General features: G+C 71.7%; 16 protein-coding genes. 12 read left to right on the top strand and 4 right to left on the bottom strand.

Translation table 11 applies throughout. The features are described 5' to 3' along the window. Positions 1-36: 36 nt before the first annotated feature. The 3 genes from abrC3 to HDA41_RS23950 all read right to left on the bottom strand — a co-directional run bounded on the left by abrC3 (position 37) and on the right by HDA41_RS23950 (position 4,064). Positions 37-696 (bottom strand): response regulator AbrC3, encoded by a 660-nt coding sequence (abrC3, locus tag HDA41_RS23940; protein ID WP_512700974.1) that lies wholly within the window; start codon positions 694-696, stop codon positions 37-39. Between the two features lie 307 nt (positions 697-1,003). Then, positions 1,004-2,362 carry a sensor histidine kinase AbrC2 gene (locus HDA41_RS23945; RefSeq protein ID WP_184987052.1) on the bottom strand — a complete coding sequence of 453 codons (1,359 nt, stop codon included), beginning with the start codon at positions 2,360-2,362 and terminating at the stop codon, positions 1,004-1,006. A gap of 481 nt (positions 2,363-2,843) precedes the next feature. Continuing rightward, entirely contained in the window at positions 2,844-4,064 is a 1,221-nt protein-coding gene (locus HDA41_RS23950) for a sensor histidine kinase AbrC1 (protein WP_184987054.1), read from the bottom strand. 263 nt (positions 4,065-4,327) lie between these two features. On the opposite strand from HDA41_RS23950, the gene HDA41_RS23955 reads away from it, so the two are divergent. From HDA41_RS23955 to HDA41_RS24010, 12 genes are all read left to right on the top strand, one after another. Then, positions 4,328-4,735 carry an NADH-quinone oxidoreductase subunit A gene (locus tag HDA41_RS23955; protein WP_010041427.1) on the top strand — a complete coding sequence of 136 codons (408 nt, stop codon included), beginning with the start codon at positions 4,328-4,330 and terminating at the stop codon, positions 4,733-4,735. Next, entirely contained in the window at positions 4,726-5,340 is a 615-nt protein-coding gene (locus tag HDA41_RS23960) for an NADH-quinone oxidoreductase subunit B (RefSeq protein ID WP_184987056.1), read from the top strand. The genes HDA41_RS23955 and HDA41_RS23960 overlap by 10 nt, the downstream gene beginning before the upstream one ends. Then, complete coding sequence (locus HDA41_RS23965) at positions 5,337-7,106, top strand: NADH-quinone oxidoreductase subunit C (protein ID WP_184987058.1); 1,770 nt, start codon at positions 5,337-5,339, stop codon at positions 7,104-7,106. Before HDA41_RS23960 ends, HDA41_RS23965 begins: the two co-directional genes overlap by 4 nt. Then, a complete protein-coding gene (locus tag HDA41_RS23970; protein WP_184987060.1) occupies positions 7,103-8,071 on the top strand; it encodes a complex I subunit 1/NuoH family protein in 969 nt (322 codons plus the stop codon). Before HDA41_RS23965 ends, HDA41_RS23970 begins: the two co-directional genes overlap by 4 nt. Positions 8,072-8,073: 2 nt before the next feature. Beyond that, positions 8,074-8,892, top strand: coding sequence for a NuoI/complex I 23 kDa subunit family protein (locus HDA41_RS41490; protein ID WP_230299414.1), 819 nt, complete (start codon positions 8,074-8,076; stop codon positions 8,890-8,892). Then, positions 8,889-9,533, top strand: coding sequence for an NADH-quinone oxidoreductase subunit J family protein (locus HDA41_RS23980; protein WP_184987062.1), 645 nt, complete (start codon positions 8,889-8,891; stop codon positions 9,531-9,533). The genes HDA41_RS41490 and HDA41_RS23980 overlap by 4 nt, the downstream gene beginning before the upstream one ends. Beyond that, complete coding sequence (gene nuoK / locus HDA41_RS23985; protein WP_059424736.1) at positions 9,533-9,931, top strand: NADH-quinone oxidoreductase subunit NuoK; 399 nt, start codon at positions 9,533-9,535, stop codon at positions 9,929-9,931. The genes HDA41_RS23980 and nuoK overlap by 1 nt, the downstream gene beginning before the upstream one ends. Then, the gene (locus tag HDA41_RS23990) at positions 9,928-11,922 is read left to right on the top strand and encodes an NADH-quinone oxidoreductase subunit 5 family protein (protein WP_184987064.1); all 1,995 of its coding nucleotides are present in this window, start codon (positions 9,928-9,930) and stop codon (positions 11,920-11,922) included. The genes nuoK and HDA41_RS23990 overlap by 4 nt, the downstream gene beginning before the upstream one ends. Before the next feature lie 6 nt (positions 11,923-11,928). Next, on the top strand, positions 11,929-13,503 hold the full coding sequence (locus HDA41_RS23995) for a complex I subunit 4 family protein (RefSeq protein WP_184987066.1): 1,575 nt from the start codon (positions 11,929-11,931) through the stop codon (positions 13,501-13,503). Next, complete coding sequence (locus tag HDA41_RS24000; protein WP_184987068.1) at positions 13,500-15,023, top strand: NADH-quinone oxidoreductase subunit N; 1,524 nt, start codon at positions 13,500-13,502, stop codon at positions 15,021-15,023. The genes HDA41_RS23995 and HDA41_RS24000 overlap by 4 nt, the downstream gene beginning before the upstream one ends. Positions 15,024-15,261: 238 nt before the next feature. Beyond that, on the top strand, positions 15,262-16,125 hold the full coding sequence (gene htpX, locus HDA41_RS24005; protein WP_184987070.1) for a zinc metalloprotease HtpX: 864 nt from the start codon (positions 15,262-15,264) through the stop codon (positions 16,123-16,125). Further along, positions 16,122-16,514, top strand: a complete 393-nt coding sequence (locus tag HDA41_RS24010; protein ID WP_059424745.1) for a YccF domain-containing protein — start codon at positions 16,122-16,124, stop codon at positions 16,512-16,514. The genes htpX and HDA41_RS24010 overlap by 4 nt, the downstream gene beginning before the upstream one ends. A 284-nt stretch (positions 16,515-16,798) precedes the next feature. On the opposite strand, the gene HDA41_RS24015 is transcribed toward HDA41_RS24010, so the two are convergent. Then, on the bottom strand, positions 16,799-18,055 hold the full coding sequence (locus HDA41_RS24015; RefSeq protein ID WP_184987072.1) for an APC family permease: 1,257 nt from the start codon (positions 18,053-18,055) through the stop codon (positions 16,799-16,801). Positions 18,056-18,070 lie beyond the last annotated feature (15 nt).

Below are 18,070 nucleotides of genomic sequence, written 5' to 3' on the forward strand. Positions count from 1 at the left end.
CCAGGCGGCCGCTGAGGAATTCAGGTACCTCGCCGGTCAGGAATTCAGGTACGTCAGCACGGCCAGCACCCGGCGGTGGTCCCCCTCGCTCGGGGAGAGCCCCAGCTTCAGGAAGATGTTGCTGACGTGCTTCTCGACCGCCCCGTCGCTGACCACGAGCTGCCGGGCGATCGCCGAGTTCGTCCGCCCCTCGGCCATCAGCCCCAGCACCTCACGCTCGCGCGGGGTCAGCCCCGCGAGCACGTCCTGTTTACGGCTGCGGCCCAGCAGCTGCGCGACGACCTCCGGGTCGAGGGCCGTCCCGCCCTCGGCCACCCGCACCACCGCGTCCACGAACTCACGCACCTCGGCCACCCGGTCCTTCAGCAGATAGCCGACACCCCGGCTGGACCCCGCGAGCAGCTCCGTGGCGTAACGCTCCTCCACGTACTGCGACAGCACCAGCACGCCGAGCCCCGGGTGCGCCTTGCGCAGCTGCACCGCCGCCCGCACCCCCTCGTCGGTGTGCGTCGGCGGCATCCGTACGTCGGCGACCACGACGTTTGGCAGCTCGCCCTGCGCGTCCAGCTCCGTGATGGTCTTGATCAGAGCCTCACCGTCACCGACCCCGGCGACGACCTCGTGGCCCCGGTCGGTCAGCAGCCGGGTCAGGCCCTCCCGGAGCAGCACTGAATCCTCGGCGATGACCACCCGCACCCTGTCCTCCACGATGTTCGGCCCCCACAGCCCCATGTCGCCCGTCCGCAGCCCACAACGGCTCCGCGCCCACCCGTGCGACGGGTCCAGCATTTCAGGATCGGGCGGGGGATGGGGGTTGGACGGGCTTGTTGTCCGGCGATGCGGCCGATTCGGGCGGTGGGGGAGGGCTTCGGAGTGGTGGGGAGGGCTTCGGAGTGGTGGGGAGGGCCGCGGGCGGGGGAGGGCAACGGGCGGAGATCAGGCCTCGGCACGGCCCTCAGGGGCGGCAGGGGACTTCGCCCCTGCCGCCCCCTTCGACCGAAGGTCACCTCACGTGCGCGCCCCGCCACGGCAGCTCCGCGGTCACCCGGGTCGGCCCGCCCGCCGGCGAGTCCACCACCAGGATCCCGTCCACCGCGTCCAGCCGCTCCGCCAGCCCCGCCAGCCCGGACCCCCGGGACGTGTCGGCCCCGCCCACGCCGTTGTCCACGACCTGCAGCATCAGCCGGTTCCCCGTCCGCCACACCTCTACGCCCGCCCAGGTCGCCCGCGCGTGCTTGCTGACGTTCTGGAGCAGCTCCGACACCGTGAAGTACGCGATCCCCTCGATGGCCGGCGCCGGCCGCTCCGCCAGGTCGACCTCGACCTGCACCGGCACCCTGCACCGCGACGCCACCGCCGACAGTGCCGCGTCCAGCCCGCGGTCCGTCAGCACCGCCGGGTGGATCCCCCGGGCCAGGTCCCGCAGCTCCTGCAAGGCCGTCTTCACCTCACCGTGCGCCTCGTCCACCATCCGCGCGGCCGCCTCCGGATCCTCCTGGAGCTTCTCCTTCGCCAGCCCCAGATCCATGGCCAGCGCCACCAGCCGTGCCTGCGCGCCGTCGTGCAGATCCCGCTCGATGCGCCGCAGGTCGGCGGCGGCCGTGTCGACCACGAGGCCCCGGTCCGACTCCAGCTCCACCACTCGCGAGGCCAGCCGCGACGGCCCGAGCAGCCCGTGCACCATCAGCCGGTCCACCATCGTCAGCGCCCGCACGATCCACGGCGTGGCGATCGTCAGCAGCAGACCCACCAGCGCGGTCACCGTGATCTCGAAGGGGTTGTCGAGGTAGACCCGGTGCGTCTCGTCGCCGTACAGCTGCATCCCGTCCTCGCCGGAGTACACCAACACCCAGAACCACAGCGGATACGTCAGCAGCGCCCAGCCCAGCACCCAGACGTTCACGGCGACGACGAACGAGAACACCGCCCACGGCAGATGCAGCACCGCGTACAGCAGGGCCCGCCACGAGGCGCCGCTCTTGAGGACGGCCCCCATCCACGCCATGGCGCCCGGCTTCTTCATCCGCAGCGGCTCCGGGTCGGCCACCTCCATGCCCAGCAACGTCCGCGCCCGCAGCCGCTCCAGCGCCCCGAGGCCACGGCACCCGGCGAGTGCCGCCGCCAGCACCGGTATGCCGAGGAACGTCACCAGCAGTCCCGCCCCCAGCGACACCATCGTGACCGCGTAGGTGAACAGCAGGATGCTGATCGGCAGGCTGAGCAGCACGTATCCGAGCTCGCGCCAGGTGCGGCCCTCGACCGGCGCCCGCAGCGCGGCGGGCAGCCGGTGCCGCCGCTCGGTGCTCCCGGGAAACCCGGGCCTGCCGTCGAGCCCGTATCCCTGTCCGTACTCCGTGGCCATCGGCGTCGTCCTTCTCCTCGTCCTGCGGCTGTTCCCTCGTACCTCCACCCTGCTCCGCCGCAGGTAGGCGAACCATGGAGTCCGTCGGCGTCTTGGACGGGGGGTTTTCCCCACCCCGCGCGTGCGTCCACCGTCCTTGGGCCTGCGGCCACCGTCCTTGGGCCTGCGGCCACTGGTCTTGGGCCTGCGGCCACCGTCCTTGGGCCTGCGGCCATTGGTCTTGGGCCTGCGGCCACTGGTCTTGCGTCTGCGGGGCTTTGCTCCGCGTCTGTGGTCAGGGCCCGGCGCTGCGGCCGGGGGCCCGGCGCAGGCGTCCGCCGGCCTTGCGTCTGCGGGCTTCGCCTCGCTCTGCGGCCACGGGCCGCGCTGCGGTCAGGGCCCCCGCGCCTCCCGTCACCGACCCCGCGCTGCGGTCAGGGCCCCCGCGCTTCCCGTCACCGACCCCGCGCCTGCGGCGTCAGGCACTGGTGGGCGGCAGGACCTAGCGGTTGTCCGCGCCGGAGGCGTCCGTGCGGTCGCGCCAGGGCAGTTCCGCCGTGACCGTCGTGGGGCCGCCCTCGGGTGACTCCAGGACGAACAGCCCGTCGACGGCGTCCAGCCGCTCGGCCAGGCCCTTCATCCCCGTACCGCCGTCGAGACTCGCGCCGCCGCGGCCGTCGTCCCACACCTGTATGAGCAGCCGGTCGTTCGTCCGCCACACATCCACCGACGCCGACCTCGCCGCGCTGTGCTTGCTGACGTTCTGGAGCAGCTCCGAGACGGTGAAGTAGGCGATGCCCTCGATGGCCGCGGCCGGCCGTGCCGGCAGGTCGACCGTCACCTTGACCGGGACCGTGCAGCGCGAGGAGACCGCGGACAGGGCCGCGTCCAGCCCGCGGTCGGTCAGGACCGCCGGGTGGATGCCACGGGCCAGGTCGCGCAGCTCCTGGAGCGCCAGCTTCACCTCGCCGTGCGCCTCCTCGACCATCGCCGCCGCCGCGTCGGGATCCTCGAGAACCTTCTCCTTCGCCAGGCCCAGCCCCATGGCCAGGTTGACCAGCCGGGCCTGCGCCCCGTCGTGCAGATCCCGTTCGATGCGCCGCAGGTCGGCGGCCGCCGTGTCGACCACGACCCCCCGGTCGGACTCCAGTTCGGCGATGCGCCGCTCCAGCTCGTCGGAGGGCGACAGCAGCCCGCGCACCATGGCCCGGTCGGCGTTGGCCATGCCCCGCGCGATGAACGGCAGCACCGGCCACAGCACGAACAGCGAGGTCAGTGTGATGGTGAAGGTGAGGACACCCCACGGCAGCCGGATGAACTCGTACAGCACCGTGCGCCAGCCCACCGGGTCCTTCAGCGACATCCACAGCCGCGGGAGCAAGCCGCCCGAGCCGCGCAGCGGCAACCGGCTCGGTTCGTCCACCCGCACCCCGAGCAGCGCCCTGGCCCTCGCCCGCTCCATCCGGCCCAGCAGCCGCGCGCCCATGAGTCCGGCCGCGATCAGCGGGAACCCGATCACCGTGATCGTCAGCCCGAAGCTGGTGAACAGGACCGTCACGACGTAGGTGAATCCGAGCAGCGCGACCGGAAGGTTCGCCAGGAGGTGCGCGATCTCCTTCCAGGTGTGCCGGTCATAGGCGAGACGGGGCGGCGGCGGACGGTCGTCCTGCCTGGCCGCCGACGTGGCCGTGCTCGTGCCGGAGGGCGGGATGCGTTCGGTCATATGCGTCAGCGTGCCCGGCGGCGGGCAGCCGCGCCATGAGGCAGACCGCCAGGATGAACTGAGGTAAACCCCACCCCCGCGTGCCAGGGCGTGACGGGCTGCTTACCCTGCCTTTATCAGGGCCTAGACTCCCGTGCGTACAGATCGTCGAACGGCGGCGTCCGTTGTTCGTCGAACGGCGGCGTCCGTAGTCCCCGGCCGTGCCCCGGAGCCGCGGAACCGTCGCAGGATCCAGTCCGAGTTTCAGGGAGCGAGGGACGGACGTGCCGGAACCGACCGTCGTCACCACGACCGTCGTCGCGGCGGACTACTTCCAGTCCTATTCGGTCGTCGGCCTGCTCGCCGTCGTCGGCGTGCTGTTCGTCGCCGTCGCCTTCGGGGCCGGCCGTCTGCTGCGGCCCGTGGTCCCCACACCCGAGAAGCTCCTGACGTACGAGTGCGGCGTCGACCCCGTCGGCGAAGGCTGGGCCCACACCCAGGTCCGCTACTACGTCTACGCCTTCCTCTACGTGATCTTCGCCGTCGACTCGATCTTCCTGTTCCCCTGGGCGACCGTCTTCGCAGCCCCCGGCTACGGCGCGACGACCCTGGTGGAGATGTTCATCTTCCTCGGCTTCCTGGCCGTGGGCCTGCTCTACGCATACAAGAAGGGCGTGCTGGCATGGACGTGACCCCCTCCAGCCCCGAGCCCGTGCTGCTTCCGGAGCCGAAGCGGCTCGGCGCCCTCGCGCGTCTCGCGCCCGAGCCGATGAAGGTGATCCTGAACTGGGGCCGCCGTTACTCGCTCTGGGTCTTCAACTTCGGTCTCGCCTGCTGCGCGATCGAGTTCATCGCGGCGTCGATGGCCCGGCACGACTTCATCCGGCTCGGCGTCATCCCCTTCGCGCCGGGCCCGCGCCAGGCCGACCTGATGGTGGTCTCCGGCACGGTCACGGACAAGATGGCCCCGGCGGTGAAGCGCCTCTACGAGCAGATGCCGGAACCCAAGTACGTCATCTCCTTCGGCGCGTGCAGCAACTGCGGCGGCCCCTACTGGGACTCGTACTCCGTCACCAAGGGCGTCGACCAGATCATCCCCGTCGACGTCTACGTCCCCGGCTGCCCGCCCCGGCCCGAGGCGCTGCTCCAGGGCATCCTGAAGCTCCAGGAGAAGATCGCCCGCGAGTCGCTGGGGGATCGGTACGGCACGGCTCGGCCCTCGGCGGCGGCGCTGCAGAGCGGCCTGGTGCGACCGCCGGCCCCGGCCTCCGACTCGACGCCGGGGGAGGGACGATGACCGCGACCGGCTGGCTCCCCGCCGACGCCGGGGAACTCTTCGGCGCCGACGCCACAGCCGAGGAGTCGTACGAGGTCCTGACGGTCGACGTACCGCCGGCGGCCTGGATCTCCGCCCTGGAGACCGCACGCGACCGCCTGGGCTGCACGTACTTCGACTGGCTGAGCGCGGTCGACGAACCGGGCACGGGCTTCCGCGTCACGGCCCACGTCGCGGCGCTGTCCCCGCTCCGACGCCTCCTCCTGCGTACGACGGTCCCGCACGAGGCCCCCGCCCTGCCCTCGGCCGTCGATGTCTACGCGGGTGCCGCCTGGCACGAACGCGAGACGCACGAGATGTTCGGCATCACCTTCGACGGCCACCCGGCGCTGGACCACCTCCTCCTGCCCGAGAACTTCGAAGGCCACCCCCTGCGCAAGGACTTCGTCCTGGCCGCACGCGTCGCCAAGGCCTGGCCCGGCGCGAAGGAACCCGGCGAGTCGGAACACGGCGGCCCCAAGCGCCGCCAGATGCTTCCCCCCGGCGTCCCCGACCCGAACGAATGGGGCCCCCTGAAGGGCCAACTCCCCCCGGCCCCGTCCCGCGGCGCCGCCCGCGCAACAGCCGACCGCCCACCCCGAACCGCCACCCGCCCCGCAGGCGAACGCCCGGTGCGACGGACCCGTTCGGCGGGGGAAGGCTCGGCGAGCCAGGCCGCTTCCGGTGACGGGAGCACACCGCCTCCGACTGCCCCGCGCCGCAGCCGCTCGGCGGCGGAGGGCTCGGCGAGCCAGGCCGTGTCCGGGGAGTCGGCTGCTCCGGCATCGTCGGGGCCGCCTCCTGACCGCTCGGCGACGGAGGGCTCCGCCGGCCAAGCCGCGACGGGTGGTACGCCTCCCGAGTCTCCGGCTGCCCCGCGGCGGAGCCGTACGGCGGCGCAGGGCTCGGCGAGTCAGACCGCTTCCGGTGACGCGGGCACTTCGTCTCCGGCTGCTCCAGGCCGTGCACGAACGGCGGGGGAGGGCTCGGCGAGCCAGGCCACGACGGGTGATACGCCTCCCGAGTCTCCGGCTGCCCCGCGGCGGAGCCGTACGGCGGCGCAGGGCTCGGTAAGCCAGACGTCCACCGACCCTGAATCCACGACGTCCAGCACCGATTCCCAGGCGACCGAAGCCGAACCTGCGGCGACCGGGACCGGCTCCCAGCCGTCGGCCACCGAGCCGGAGCCATCAGCCGCCGAGCCCGGGTCCCCGACCACCTCGGCGGAGCCGCACCGGGCGCGAAGCGCGAGCGACGGCTCGGCGTCGCAGCGGACGCAGCCAGGTGCCTCCGGCCCTCGCCGGGCGCGCAGCGCATCGGAGGGCTCAGCCAGCCGGCGGGCCGCACCCGACCCCCGCGACAGCCGGCCGGGCACGGCTTCACGCGCCCCGCGCAGCACGGACGCCCCCTGGCACCACGCCCGCCCGGCCTTCGACGAACCGGCTCCCGAACCGTCGCCCGAGGCCGGCCCGTTGCCGGCTCCCGAGCCGTCGGGTGACTCGAAGACCCCGAACACCGCCTCGGAGTCACCGGACACCCCGAAGCCGACGGACAGTGCGATGTCCCCCGACAGCACGAAGGTAACGCACAACCCGAAGACTCCCGAGCCTGCGGAGGCTTCCGAGCCTGCGGAGGCTCCCGAGCCCGCGGACAGCCCCGGGCTCTCGGACGCCCCCGACACCCCGGAACCGACGAGCAGCCGGCAGCCAACCGATATCCCCGAAGACCCCGCAGGAGGCCCGCGGTGAACGACGTGCTCGACGTCACCCTGCGACTCCTGATCGTCTTCGTCGTCTTCCTCACCTTCCCCCTGATCATCGGCCAGACCGAACACAAGGTGATGGCCCACATGCAGGGCCGCCTCGGCCCCATGTACGCCGGCGGCTTCCACGGCTGGGCCCAGCTGATCGCCGACGGCGTGAAGTTCGCGCAGAAGGAGGACATCGTCCCCGCGGGCGCGGACCGCCGCATCTTCCAACTGGCCCCCGCCGTCGCCCTCCTGCCGTACCTCCTCGTCCTGCTCGCCATCCCCATCGGCCCGGACGAGGGAGCCGTCGGCCAGGTCATCGACGCGGGCGTCTTCTTCGTCCTGGCGGTCATGGGCGTCGGCGTCCTCGGCTCGCTCATGGCCGGCTGGGCGTCCGCGAACAAGTTCTCCCTCCTCGGCGGCCTCCGCACCGCCGCCCAGCTCCTCGCCTACGAACTCCCGATGCTCCTGACCGCCGCCTCGGTGGCCATGGCGGCCGGCACCGTCTCGATCCCCGGCATCCTCGACGCCTTCGAGTGGTGGTGGCTGCCCTGGCAGATCGTCGGCGCGATCGTCTTCTTCGTGGCCGGCCTCGCCGAACTCCAGCGCCCGCCCTTCGACATGCCCGTCGCCGACTCGGAGATCATCTTCGGCGCGTACACCGAGTACACCGGCCTCCGCTTCGCCCTCTTCCTCCTCGCCGAGTACGCCGGAATCGTCGTCCTGTGCGGCCTGACCACCGTCCTCTTCCTGGGCGGCTGGCACGGCCCCTGGGGCGCCGACGGCCTCGGCTGGGTCTGGACCCTGCTGAAGACCGCCGTCCTGGCCTTCATCGTGATCTGGCTCCGCGTCACCTACCCCCGCCTGCGCGAGGACCAGCTCCAGAAACTCTCCTGGACCCTCCTCGTCCCCCTCTCCCTCGCCCAGATCGCCCTCACCGGCATCGTCAAGGTGGTGATCAACTAACCATGGCCCCCATCCCCGGCTCCGGCCTCGCCAAGGGCCTGGCCGTCACCCTCCGCACGATGACGAAGAAGTCCGTCACCGCGCAGTACCCGGACGCCCAGCCCGACCTCCCGCCCCGCACCCGCGGTGTGATCGGCCTGTTCGAGGAGAACTGCACGGTCTGCATGCTGTGCGCCCGTGAGTGCCCGGACTGGTGCATCTACATCGACTCCCACAAGGAGACGGTCCCGGCGGCGGCCCCCGGCGGCCGCGAACGCAGCCGCAACGTCCTCGACCGCTTCGCCATCGACTTCTCCCTGTGCATGTACTGCGGTATCTGCATCGAGGTCTGTCCTTTCGACGCCCTGTTCTGGTCCCCGGAGTTCGAGTACGCCGAGACCGACATCCGCGACCTCACCCACGAGCGCGACAAGCTCCGCGAGTGGATGTGGACCGTCCCGGCCCCACCGGCTCTCGACCCCGGCGCGGAGGAGCCGAAGGAACTCGCCACCGCCCGCAAGACCGCCGACAAGCTGGCCGCCCAGCAGGCCCCGCCCGCCGCCACCGAACCGCACGCCGACGAGCAGGCCCGCGCCGCGGAGCAGCCCACCCGCCCCCAGGGCGCCTCCAAGCAGCAGACCGACCAGCCGGAGCCGGATCACGCACAGCCGGATCACCCGACGCCGGGCCAGACGAAGCCGGATCACCCGACGCCGGGCCAGACGAAGCCGGATCACCCGACGCCGGGCCAGACGAAGCCGGATCACCCAAAGCTGGGTGAGGCGACGCCGGACCAGCTGAAGCCGGACCAGCCGACGCCCGGGCAGGAGGGCCGGGAATGACCCTCACCGCAACCACCGGCCTCCTCGCGACGGGGCCGGCCACCACGGCCGCCGCCGAGACCCACGGCTTCCTCTCCCCGACGGGCGTCGAGATCGCCTTCCTCCTCGTCGGCCTGGTCACCTTCGGCGCCGCGCTCGTCACCGTCACCACCCGGCAGCTGGTGCACGCCGCCCTGTGGCTGGTGGTGACCCTCGGCGGCCTGGCCGTCGAGTACCTCCTGCTCACCGCCGAGTTCATCGCCTGGGTGCAGGTCCTCATCTACGTCGGTTCCGTCGTCGTCCTCCTCCTGTTCGGTCTGATGCTCACCAGGGCCCCCATCGGCCGCTCCCCGGACGCCGACTCCGGCAACCGCTGGGCCGCCCTCACCGTGGCCGTCGCCGCCGCTGCCGCCCTGGTCTGGGTCGTCGTCGACGCCTTCCGCACCACCTGGATCGACCTGGACGGACCCGCCGCCGGGTCCACCAAGGTCACCGGCGCGAGCCTCTTCCAGAACTGGGTCCTCCCCTTCGAGGCTCTTTCCGTCCTCCTCCTCGCCGCCCTGGTCGGCGCGATCGTCCTGTCCCGCAAGGCGAAGGCCGCCACGGCGACCGCGGCCGAGAGCACCCCGGCCCCCCGGAGCGAGCAGGAAGGGACCCGCTGATGCACCTCGCCTATCCCGCCGTCCTCTCCGCCCTCCTCTTCTGCACGGGCCTGTACGGCGTCCTCGCCCGACGCAACGCGATCCTGGTCCTGATGTCGGTCGAGCTGATGCTCAACGCCGTCAACCTCAACCTGGTCGCCTTCGACGTCTGGCTCAGCAAGACCGCCGAAGAGACCCTGCACTCCGGCCAGGCCCTCACCCTGTTCACCATCGCCATCGCCGCCGCCGAGATCGGCATCGGCCTGGCCATCGTCCTCGCCGTCCACCGCAACCGCGGCACCGCGGACATCGACAAGCTCCGCGACACCGCCGAACGGCACGACCCCGACGGCACCGACCACGACGCCCTTACGGCCGAGCAGTCCGGCGAGGCCCAGAAGGCTGAGGCCACCGCGTGACCACGACCACCCTCGCCGTCCTCGTCCCCCTCCTTCCGTTCCTCGGTGCCGTCGCCGGCCTGCTCCTGGGCCGCACGGCACCCGGCTTCGTCCGCCCGCTCGCCGTCCTGCCGACGCTCACCTCCCTGGTGCTCGCCGCGCTGGTCGCCGCGCGGCAAGGCGGTGACGCGGTCGTCAACGCGGCCACGGAACTCACCCCCACCGGCTCCGTCCCGATCGAACTCGCCCTGCACATCGACGGCTTCGCCGCCCTCGTCGCCGTCCTCGTCGGGCTCGTAGCCTCCTGCGTGCAGATCTACTCGACGGGCTACCTGCGCGACGACCCGCGCTACCCCTCGTACGCCGCCCTCGTCTCCCTCTTCACCTCCGCGATGCTCCTGGTCGTCTACTCCGGTGACCTGATCGTGCTGCTGGTCGGCTGGGAAGTCATGGGCATCTGCTCCTACTTCCTGGTCGGCCACTACTGGGAGACCCCGGAAGCCCGCGCCGCCTCCCTCAAGGCCTTCCTGGTCACCAAGCTCGGCGACGTCCCCTTCCTCATCGGCCTGTTCGCCCTGGCCACCGACGCCGGTTCGTTCCGCATCACCCGGGTCCTCGGCGCCGTCGCGAGCGGCTCGCTCGACCACCCGACTCTGATCGCCCTGCTGCTCCTGGCGGGCGTGGCGGGCAAGTCCGCGCAGTTCCCGCTGCACACCTGGCTCCCCGACGCGATGGCGGGCCCGACCCCCGTCTCCGCGCTGATCCACGCCGCGACGATGGTCGCCGCCGGTGTCTACTTCATCGCCCGTCTCCTCCCGCTGTTCGAGGCCTCCCAGGCCGCGATGGTCGTCCTCGCCGTCATGGCGGCCGTCACGATGGCGGGCTCGGCGCTCGCCGCGCTCGCCCAGGACGACATCAAGCGCGTCCTCGCCTACTCGACGATCGGCCAGCTCGGCTACATGTCCGGCGCCCTCGCCGTCGGCGACCGCGGCGCCGCCGTCTTCCACCTCCTGTCCCATGGCGCCTTCAAGGCGCTGCTGTTCCTCGCGGCCGGCGTGATCATCCACGCCGCCGGCACCAACTCGCTCGCCGCGATGTCCCGCATGCGGAACCTGCGCGACCGCATCCCCGACGCCTACTGGACGATGACCGTGGCGCTCCTCGCGCTCGCCGCGATCCCGCCGTTCAGCGGCTTCTTCTCCAAGGAGGCCGTCCTCGGCGTCGCCGAACACGTCGTCACCGGACACACCGCGCACGCCCCTGCCGCCGCAGGCTGGATCGTCCTCGTCGCCGGCCTGCTCACGGCCGTGCTCACCGCCGCCTACGCGATGCGCCTGTGGCTGCTGGCCTTCCGCGGCCGGGGCGCCGAAGCCCCCGACCACGGCAGGCAGCCGCTGACGATGACCGTCGTGCTGTGGGTGCTCGCCGCCCCGTCCCTGGCCTTCGGCGGCTTCGCGTTCCGCCTGCTGCCCGACTGGTTCGACGGCCGCGACCTCAACCCGACCCTCACGACCTCCGTGCTCGGCACGGGCGTGGCCCTGGTCGGCGGCATCGTCACCTACGGCGCCTGGCGGCACACCACTGCGCTCACCGCACGCGTCCCGCTGGGCGCGGTCGCGGCCCACCCCGAGGGCGACGCCGCCCAGGTCGAGGCGGAGGCCATCGCCACCCACAAGCCGGCCTACGGCGACATCGCCTACGCGCCCGACCCCGCCGACCCCGGACGGCTCCTGCTCGGCCCGCTGCACCGCCACGCGGCCGCCGGCTTCCACCTGGACGCCGTGTACCGGGCCCTCTTCGTCCGGCCGGTCCAGGCCGGGGCGAGCCTCGTGCGGTTCCTGGACCGGGAGGTCGTCGAGACCTACGTACGCGGAGCGGGTGCGCTGCCCCGCTGGCTCGGCGCCGCCGTACGGCGCGCCCAGACCGGCAACGTCCAGACCTATGTGAGCGCGCTGCTCGCCGGCACCGTCGTCCTCGCGGTCGCCGTCGTCCTCGTCGCCACGGGAGCGTGAGCAGGCGTGATCGATATCAACGAGTCCGTGATGCAGTTCCTTCTGGCGTTCGTCGTCGTCGGGCCGCTCCTCGGCGCGGCCACGGCTCTCCTGCCGGCCCCGCCCGGGCTGAAGGGGAAGTCACCCGAGCAGGCCGTGCTCCGGCACGGCGTCACCGTCACCGGCGCCGTCCTCATCGCGGCGATCGTCCTCGCGCTCGGCTTCGACCACGACCAGCCGTCGAAGATGCAGGCCAGCACGGACATCAGCTGGATCCCCGCACTCGACGTACGCATCCACCTCGGCATCGACGGCATCTCCCTCCCCCTTCTGGTCCTGACCGCGCTGCTGACCTTCCTCTGCGCGCTCTACTCGTACTTCAAGATGCCCGCGGGTCCGGCCCCGAAGGCCTTCGTCGCCCTGCTGCTCGTCCTCGAGTCCGGCACGCTCGCGACGTTTGCCGTCCTCGACCTGCTGCTGTTCTTCCTCGCCTTCGAGATGGTTCTCATCCCGATGTACTTCCTCATCGCCCGCTGGGGCGGCGAGGGCCGGAGCCAGGCCGCTTGGCGGTTCATCCTCTACACGCTGCTCGGCTCCGTGGTCATGCTGCTCGGCCTGCTCCTGATCGGGATCAAGGCGGGCACGTTCGACATGATGGCACTCGCCACTGACAACGGCCGGTCGCTGACCACATCCGTGCAGGTCATCGCCGTTCTGGCGATCGGGATCGGCCTCGCCGTCAAGACGCCGATGTGGCCGCTGCACAGCTGGCTGCCCGACGCCCACACCGCCGCGCCGACCGTCGGCTCGGTCCTGCTGGCCGGTGTCCTGCTGAAGATGGGTACGTACGGGTTCGTCCGGATCATCCTCCCCATCGCACCGGACGGCTTCCGCACGTTCGCGCCCTACCTCGCAGCGCTCGCCGTCGTCGGCATCATCTACGGATCCCTGGCCTGCCTGGCCCTCGCCAAGCAGGGCGCGAAGGGCGACCTCAAACGCCTCATCGCCTACTCCTCCGTCGGCCACATGGGCTTCGTCCTGCTCGGCATCGCCACGATGACCCCGGCCGGCGTGAACGGCGCCCTGTTCGCCAACATCGCCCACGGCCTCATCACCGGCCTGCTCTTCTTCCTCGTCGGTGCGCTGAAGGACCGCACCGGCACCACCGACCTCGACACCCTCGCGGAGGAGACCGGAGCCGCGCTCTACGGCAGGGCCCCGCGCCTCGGCGGCCTGCTCGCCTTCGCCGCCGTCGCCTCGCTCGGTCTGCCGGGCCTGGCCGGTTTCTGGGGCGAGATGCTGGCGCTGTTCGGGGCCTTCCAGCCCGCAGCCGGCCTCAGCCGTCCCGCCTTCCTCACCTTCATGGCGATCGGCGCGTTCGGCACCCTGCTGACGGCCGCGTACCTGCTGATCGTGGTCCGCCGGGTCTGCATGGGAGCCCTGCCCAAGGACGCTCCCAGGCTCACCGACGTCCGCAGTTACGAGTTCGCGGCCTGGGCCCCGCTCGTCGTTCTCACCGTCGTCGCCGGCCTGTGGCCCAGGGCCCTCCTCGGCCTGAGTGACCCCGCCGTCCAGCAGCTCCTCGCAGGAGGCACCCGATGAGCTCCCCGGCCCAGCCCCTGGCCGCGTCGCTGGTCCAGTCCGTCGACTGGCTCGCGATCGCACCGCCCACCATCGCGGCGGTCGTCGGACTCCTCGTCCTGGTCGCCGACCTGTTCGTCGCCGAGAACCGGAAGACGCTGCTCGGCTGGACGTCCGTGGTCGGCCTGGCCGCCGCCACGCTGATGCTGCTGCCCCTCCTGGACGGCGACCGCAGCACCTTCTGCCTGACCGGCGACGCCGCCGTGTGCAGCTACACGGCCGACCGCTTCACCCTGGTCATCCAGTTCCTGGTCCTCGGCGGCGCCCTCCTCGCCGCTCTGCTGTCGGTCACCGCCCTGAAGGACGCCCGCAAGGAGCTTCCCGAGGGGGAGTACTGGTTCCTGCTGCTGTCCTCCGCGGCGGGCGCCGCCCTCCTGCCCGCCTCCCGCGACCTCGCGACCCTGATCGTCGCCCTTGAGGTCGCCTCCCTGCCCGCCTTCGCGCTGGTCGGCCTCAGGTACGGCGACCGGAAGTCCTCCGAAGCGGCCCTGAAGTTCTTCCTGTCCTCGGTCACCGCGACCGCGGTCAGCCTGATGGGCATCAGCTTCGTGTACGCCTCCACAGGCACCCTCTACCTCACCCAGGTCGCCGACCGCATCCAGAACGTCGACGGACAGCTCCACACGCTCGCCCAGACCGGCGTCGTCCTCACCCTCGTCGGCTTCGCCTTCAAGACAGCCGCCGTGCCCTTCCACTTCTGGGTGCCCGACACGTACGTGGGTGCCCCCCTTCCGATCGCCGCCTACCTGTCGGTCATCGGCAAGGCGGTCGGCTTCAGCGGCCTGATCCTCGTCACGGTCGTCGCCCTACCGTCGTACGCCGACGTCTGGGGCCCTGCCCTGGCCGCCCTGGCCGCGCTCACCATGACCGTGGGCAACGTCGGAGCCCTGCGCCAGCAGGCCACGCGCGCGTACAGCGCGGTACGCCTGCTCGCCTGGTCGTCCGTCGGCCAGGCGGGCTACCTCCTGGTACCGATCGCCGCCGCCGCGTACTCCGGCGACGCCGAGAAGTCGATCGGCTCCACCGTCGCCTACGCCCTGATGTACGGCGCGGTGAATCTCGGCGCCTTCGCCGTGGCCGCCCTCGTCGGCCGAACGAAGTCCCTCAACCGCGTCTCCGACTACCGCGGCCTGTACGCGTCGAGCCCCCTGTCCGCGCTGCTCCTGGCGTTCTTCCTGCTCTGCCTCGCCGGGCTGCCGCCGGGCATCATCGGCCTCTTCGCCAAGGTCACCGTCTTCTCGGCGGCCGTCGACGCCGGCCTCGGCTGGCTGGCCGTGATCATGGCCGTCAACGTCGTCATCGCGCTGTTCTACTACCTCCAGTGGACGGCCCTGCTCTTCCGCGCCCCCGAGGGCGAACCCGAGAAGCACCGCGTCCCGGCCCCGCTCACCGCCGCGATCGCCCTCACCGGAGTCCTCGGCATCGCCCTGTCCGGCGCACCCCAGCTGGTCCTGCGCTTCACCGACACGGCCCTCTTCTGAACAACAGCCGCATTCACCACGCGCGCGTGGGGCACCCGGCCCTCCACGCGCGCGTGCCGCGTCCCGGCGCCGTTCACCCGGACGGTCCGCACCCGTCGCCGCGCGCACAAGGGAACTAGTGCCTCCCGCCTGGCGTTGACCAGTACGGGAGGGTCCACTGGACGTGACATCACGGCACCAGCGGCACCGCAGAGCAGCAAGCAAGGGTCCCCCTGCCGCACCACTTGGAGGGCGTACCGTGCACCGCCGGCACAACGGGCTCAGGACAGCAGTCCTCCTCGGGGGACTGTCCGCACTCATCATCGTCATCGGCAGCTTCTTCGGCCGCATGGGGCTCGTCATCGCCGTCCTGGTAGCGCTGGCCACCAACGCGTACGCGTACTGGAACAGCGACAAGCTGGCCCTCCGCGCGATGCGCGCCCGCCCGGTGAGCGAGTTCGAGGCCCCCGGGCTCTACCGCATGGTCCGCGAGCTCTCCACGCAGGCCCGCCAGCCCATGCCGCGCCTGTACATTTCCCCGACGGAGGCGCCCAACGCCTTCGCCACGGGCCGCAACCCGCGCAACGCCGCCGTGTGCTGCACCGAAGGCATCCTGCGCCTCCTGGACGAACGCGAGCTGCGCGGCGTCATCGGCCACGAGCTCAGCCATGTCTACAACCGCGACATCCTCATCTCGTCGGTCGCCGGTGCTCTCGCCTCCGTGATCATGTTCCTGGTCAACTTCGCCTGGCTGATCCCGATCGGGCGCTCGGACGACGACGACGGCCCCGGCCTGCTCGGCATGCTGCTGATCATGCTCCTGGGCCCGCTGGCCGCCTCTGTCATCCAACTGGCCATCAGCCGCTCCCGGGAGTATCAGGCGGACGCTTCCGGCGCCCAGCTCACCGGCGACCCGCTCGCCCTGGCCAGCGCCCTGCGCAAGCTCGAACTCGGCACCAAGCAGCTCCCGCTGCCGCCGGAGCCCCGAATTGAGACCGCCAGCCACATGATGATCGCGAACCCGTTCCGGCCCGGCCAGGGGCTCTCGAAGATGTTCTCCACGCACCCGCCGATGGCGGACCGCATCGCCCGGCTCGAAAAGATGGCAGGTGGGCACCAGTGAAGACCATTCTGAACGTCATATGGCTCGTCCTGAGCGGCTTCTGGCTCTTCCTCGCCTACATGGTCGCGGGCCTGCTCCTCTGTATCACCGTCATCGGCATCCCGTTCGGCATCGCGGCCTTCCGCATAGGCGTCTACGCCCTGTGGCCCTTCGGGTACACGACAGTCGAGCGCCGCGACGCGGGCGCACCGTCCTGCGTCGGCAACGTCCTGTGGCTGGTCCTCGCGGGCTGGTGGCTGGCCCTCGGCCACATCGTCACCGGCATCGCGCTGTGCGTCACGATCATCGGCATCCCGCTCGGCGTCGCCAATTTCAAGCTCATCCCGGTCTCGCTGCTCCCGCTGGGCCGCGACATCGTGCGGACGAACGAGCCGTTCGCAGTGCGCTGACGGCGGGGCGACGCCGCCCGGTTTCCACAGGTCACGGGTTATCCACAGGCCCGCCCGGCTGTCGGTGGTGGCCTGCATCATGAACACATGACCGCGATCGAGCAGTTGCCGACACGAGCGACGGCCAAGTCTCACAACACCTGTTTCCGCAAGCGGACTTCACGTCCTGAGCCTGCCGCCCGGTCAGAGGCCCCTGACGGGCAGCAACCGAAGAGAGCCCCGGCAGCAGCCATAAAGCCCCGGACCGCAGCCAAGAAGCCACGAGCACAGCCAAGAGGGCGGCTCTACCCCCTCTCATCCCCCGCCCGCACCACCCGCCGCACGCCGTACGCAACCGCCCCCACCACCAGCACACCCGCGCCCACGACCACCGAAACCCCCGGCAGCGAGAACGCCAGCACCGCGCACCCGACCAGTCCGACCACCGGCACCACCCGTGCCACCGGCGACGAATCAAGCGTCCAGGCCGATGCGTTGGCCACGGCGTAGTACGCCAGCACCCCGAAGGAGGAGAACCCGATCGCGCCCCGGACGTCCACCGTGGCGGCCAGGACCGCGACCACCGCACCCACGGCCAGCTCCGCCCGGTGCGGCACCTGGAAACGCGGATGCACGGCCGCCAGCGCGCCCGGCAGGTGCCGGTCCCTGGCCATGGCCAGCGTCGTCCGCGAGACGCCCAGGATCAGGGCGAGCAGCGACCCCAGCGCGGCCACGGCCGCACCGATACGCACCATCGGCGCGAGCCAGGGCATCCCGGCCGCCCGCACCGCGTCGGCCAGCGGCGCCGTCGCGTCCCCGAGACCGTCAGACCCCAGCACCGAAAGGACAGCCACCGCCACACCCGCGTACACCACCAGCGCGATGCCCAGCGCCAGCGGGATCGCGCGCGGAATGGTGCGCGCCGGGTCCCGTACCTCCTCACCGAGGGTCGCGATCCGGGCGTACCCGGCGAACGCGAAGAACAGCAGACCGGCCGCCTGAAGCACACCGCCCGCGCCGCCCGAGGCCCCGATGTCCAGCCGCCCGACTTCGGCCTCGCCCGACACCAGACACCCGACCACCACGGCAGCGAGGACAGCCAGGACCACCGCCACGATCACCCGCGTCAGCCACGCGGACTTCTGGACACCGCCGTAGTTCACCGCGGTCAGCGCCACCACGGCCGCGACCGCCACCGCGTGCGCCTGCCCCGGCCAGACGTACGTGCCCACGGTGAGCGCCATCGCCGCACAGGAGGCCGTCTTCCCGACCACGAACGCCCAGCCCGCGAGATACCCCCAGAACTCCCCGAGCCGCTCACGCCCGTACACGTACGTACCGCCCGAAGCCGGATACAGGGCGGCGAGGCGAGCCGACGACATGGCGTTGCAGTACGCGACCACGGCGGCGACGGCGAGCCCGAGGAGCAGCCCGGATCCGGCCGCATGCGCCGCGGGCGTGAGCGCGGCGAAGATCCCGGCTCCCACCATCGAGCCGAGTCCTACGACGACGGCGTCCCCGACGCCAAGGGTGCGGCGCAGTCCGGAAGCGGAGGCTGTCATGCACCGCACCCTACT

The organism is Streptomyces caelestis (genome assembly GCF_014205255.1).
Taxonomy (GTDB): domain Bacteria; phylum Actinomycetota; class Actinomycetes; order Streptomycetales; family Streptomycetaceae; genus Streptomyces; species Streptomyces caelestis.

What these genes read in the sequence shown, in the direction of transcription:
- HDA41_RS23945 (WP_184987052.1), bottom strand. Translation starts at nt 2,362, where the DNA reads ATGGCCACGGAGTACGGACAGGGATACGGGCTCGACGGCAGGCCCGGG.
- HDA41_RS23950 (WP_184987054.1), bottom strand. Translation starts at nt 4,064, where the DNA reads ATGACCGAACGCATCCCGCCCTCCGGCACGAGCACGGCCACGTCGGCG.
- HDA41_RS23960 (WP_184987056.1), top strand. Translation starts at nt 4,726, where the DNA reads ATGGACGTGACCCCCTCCAGCCCCGAGCCCGTGCTGCTTCCGGAGCCG.
- HDA41_RS23965 (WP_184987058.1), top strand. Translation starts at nt 5,337, where the DNA reads ATGACCGCGACCGGCTGGCTCCCCGCCGACGCCGGGGAACTCTTCGGC.
- HDA41_RS41490 (WP_230299414.1), top strand. Translation starts at nt 8,074, where the DNA reads ATGGCCCCCATCCCCGGCTCCGGCCTCGCCAAGGGCCTGGCCGTCACC.
- HDA41_RS23980 (WP_184987062.1), top strand. Translation starts at nt 8,889, where the DNA reads ATGACCCTCACCGCAACCACCGGCCTCCTCGCGACGGGGCCGGCCACC.
- nuoK (WP_059424736.1), top strand. Translation starts at nt 9,533, where the DNA reads ATGCACCTCGCCTATCCCGCCGTCCTCTCCGCCCTCCTCTTCTGCACG.
- HDA41_RS24000 (WP_184987068.1), top strand. Translation starts at nt 13,500, where the DNA reads ATGAGCTCCCCGGCCCAGCCCCTGGCCGCGTCGCTGGTCCAGTCCGTC.
- HDA41_RS24015 (WP_184987072.1), bottom strand. Translation starts at nt 18,055, where the DNA reads ATGACAGCCTCCGCTTCCGGACTGCGCCGCACCCTTGGCGTCGGGGAC.